3 protein-coding genes are annotated in these 3,190 nt (G+C 57.1%); 1 reads left to right on the forward strand and 2 read right to left on the reverse strand.

What is annotated here, in order from left to right; all coding sequences use genetic code 11:
• The coding region (locus tag AC06ND_RS09455) for a hypothetical protein (protein WP_475678734.1) at positions 1-181 on the forward strand (181 nt) is incomplete at its 5' end.
• 16 nt (positions 182-197) lie between these two features.
• Here AC06ND_RS09455 and AC06ND_RS09460 read toward each other — a convergent pair.
• Positions 198-1,289 carry a YncE family protein gene (locus AC06ND_RS09460; RefSeq protein WP_475678735.1) on the reverse strand — a complete coding sequence of 364 codons (1,092 nt, stop codon included), beginning with the start codon at positions 1,287-1,289 and terminating at the stop codon, positions 198-200.
• Positions 1,286-3,190: TonB-dependent receptor (locus tag AC06ND_RS09465; RefSeq protein ID WP_475678736.1), on the reverse strand; the 1,905-nt coding region annotated here is incomplete at its 5' end. The genes AC06ND_RS09465 and AC06ND_RS09460, both read right to left, overlap by 4 nt.

A 3,190-nucleotide genomic window follows, 5' to 3' on the forward strand; every position in this document is an offset into this window, starting at 1 on the left:
TTACAGACCTATGGTTCTGCCATATTTTCACTTCAAACTTGTGGATGCTCCGGTTGAACTGATAGAGAGGGGATCCCTGGAAACAGACTTCATCGTGGAAATCGGCCTCGGTAACGGGAAACAACTTAAGGATACCACCCACGTTAAACTGCTGATGCCGGAGGTAGTGGCAGACAGATAGTACAGAGAAAACGAGATCAATAGAATGCGATCGATGAAGGAATGTCTCCGGTGGTGACGGACCAGAGGCTCCTGCCGTCAGGGGAGTAGCAGATGAGCTTTCCCGGAGTGACGTAGTCGGTGGCGTCGGTGATGAGAACCTCGCCAGTGTAAGGATTCGAGGCAAGGCCGTATGGAGTCCGTATCTGACTCTCGCTGCCGTCCCTGATGAATCCTTCCGACACTTCCTTGGTGAGCATGTCGACGGTCGAGTAGGCGGCCGCCTTTCCGTCATATCCATAGACTATCAGGTCGTCCCCGCGTCTTGTCATGGCATTGCAGCGTACATCAAGCGTATCCGTCACCGCATCGTCGCGGACTACCATTACTGAGGATTTCCTGCTGCCGTAGTCACCTCTCGAGGATACCCATATCGAACCGTCCGGGCCGAGGCACATGCGGTGGAGGTTGATTCCGACGTGGATGTGCCCGCTGAGGCTGAAGCTTTCGAGGTCGATAACCGAGACCCTGTCGTCATAGTCAGGGGCCATGTAGCCACCGCTGTTGGCGACATAGAGCCGCCCTTCGCTGATGACCATTTCCTCGGGTTGGTACCCAACTTCGCATCTTCCGACTATCTCCATCTTTCTGAGGTCTATCTTCGCTACGTAGCCCAGCCTGTCGGCGGGGCCGCTGAGTATCTCTCCGGCATAGGACGAGACATAGGCGAAGTCGTCGTCGAAGCAGATGTATCGGCAGTTAGGAACGGGGATGCTGGCTATGTGGGCGGCCGTGCCTGCGTCCATCACCTCGACGAGGTTGGAGCAGTTGATCACGGCATAGAGCCTTCCCCGGTGGATCTTGAGGTCATTTCCCACGTCTCCGAGCTCCATCGCCACATTCGGATTCCGGAACCCGAAGATATTCTTCTCGTAGATGCCGCTCTTCCCGTCGAAGTGATCCAGTGTGCATTTGTTCGAGCCCATGTTCCCTTCGTTCAGCAGATAGAAACCTCCGTCGAAGAGCGTCGCTCCTTCGATCTGGGTCTGCACCGGCTTGATGACCGGTTCCTCATGAACGCAGGCGCACAGGAGGAAGATGGCGGATATGATGGCAAGGCTTCTTCTCATAGTACAAAGCTAAGCACAATTCTGAAATTAGTCCCTGGCATGGGATAGCAGTTCACTATTTCGTACTGCTGGTTGAAGATGTTGTTCAGCCCGAATCTCGCAAGCAGCTCATGGTCATTCACAGGCCATGCTCCCGAGAAGGAGATGTCGCTGGTGTACCAGGGCTGCTGGTGATTTTCAGGGATGTTCGCCGAACTTTCATATCGCTCGCCGGTATAGAGGAAGCTGTAGTTGAGGGAATATGAACCCCAGCTGAGCCCTGCGACCGCGGACAGGCTGTGGCGCGGAATGTATGGAATCTGACCTCCGTACCATTCGCTCTGAGGGTCGGTGAGGTCCTTCGCGCGCTGATAGGTGTAGGCGAGCCGGACATTGGCCATCAGCTCGTCCTTCCCGGCCCTGAAAATGGCAGCTTCCGCGGTGGCGCTCAGCTCGCTTCCGAGCACCTCCACATATCCGAGGTTCATCATCGTCCACTGGAACTGGTTGCGTGCCGGCACTGCGACGATCTTGTTCCATACCTGGTTGAAATAGCCCTCCGCATTGGTCTCGACGCTGCGCAGGAATCCCTTGGACCATCGTTTCTGCCAGGTGACTCCGAGGTCGTACTGGTCGGTGGTCTCGGGCTCGAGCTCACGGTTTCCTACCTGGACATAGTAGAGGTCGTTGAGGGTCGGCATCCTGAAAGAACGCTTGTAGAAGGCCCTCAGGTGGAAGTCCTCGCCTCTGACGGGCTTCACGGAAACGGATGCGGCGGGGGAGAATCTGCTGCGGACTGCGACTGCTCCGTCGGAAGTGACGTCATGCAGCCATGTGTGCAGCAGGCTCAGCTGCGCCTTGACGATCTCCCATGTCCACGTGGATGCCACGGCGCTCAGCAGGCTGCTCCTCTGCGGGAATGCGAAGCCCTGCAGGTCCGAGTCAAGGTCGTTGTATTTCCAGTCCACGGCGATGTCTGCGTACCACCATGGGAATATGCTGAATCCGTTCGCGAGGCTGAGGTAGGTCTCCTTCTGGTGATAGCGGTTGTCGACGTACATCGTGCTTACGTCCTTCCTCGGGTCGGAGACATATCTCAGGAAGTCATCCGCATAGCGGGCCTTCGCTGCAAGTCTGTATATGCCCCAGCGCCTGTCCACCGAACCCTGTACGAAGATGTTCCTGTCCCACTGCCTGTCCTCGTTCCTGAAGTAGCCGGGAGTCTCGCGTACGAAGGCGCCGGGATAGCCGCGCTGGGAGTCGTAGAGGTATGCCTTGACTTTCCATGAGCCACCGTCCATGTCCCCGAAGATCCCGAGTTCGGTCCTCAGGGCCTTCACGTCTCCGTTCTGGCGGACTGCGGTGGTGTCATAGCCGTCCTTCTTGGCGTAGCTGAACCTGTACTCTCCGCTGGTGTAGAGGTAGGATGCGTCGACGGATGCTGATATCTTCGGCGAGAGCCTGAATTCCCATAGCAGGGAAGGGTTCACGGTCTTGAAGGAACCGGTGCTGAGGCTGGCCTTTAGATTGTGCTTCCTGCCCTCCTGGAAGTGGGGAACGCGGCTCTGGAGATAGACGGTGTTCGCAGATGCATAATCGGTCGCAGACTGCAGGAAACTGGTCTTCTGCCCGTTGTAGAGGCTGATGGCCTCCATGTTCTCGAGGCTGAACCTTCCCAGGTCCACGGTTCCGTTCTGGGCGTTTCCTATCTGGACTCCGTCGTAGAAGACTCCTACGTGCTGGCTGCCGAGGCTCCTGACGTTCACCGTCTTGAGACCTCCGATTCCGCCGTAGTCCTTGACCTGCATGCCGGAGAAATAACGTATCGCATCGGTGACGCTCATTCCGCTGAGCCTGTGCAAGGCTTCGCCGTCGAGGGTCTGGGCGGGGGTGACCGATCCTTGGCTCCTCCATGCGGATAC

This window comes from Candidatus Cryptobacteroides sp. (assembly GCF_056207615.1).

Bases quoted from the DNA above. Each gene is read 5' to 3' on its own strand.
- AC06ND_RS09460 (WP_475678735.1), bottom strand. From the start codon at position 1,289: ATGAGAAGAAGCCTTGCCATCATATCCGCCATCTTCCTCCTGTGCGCC.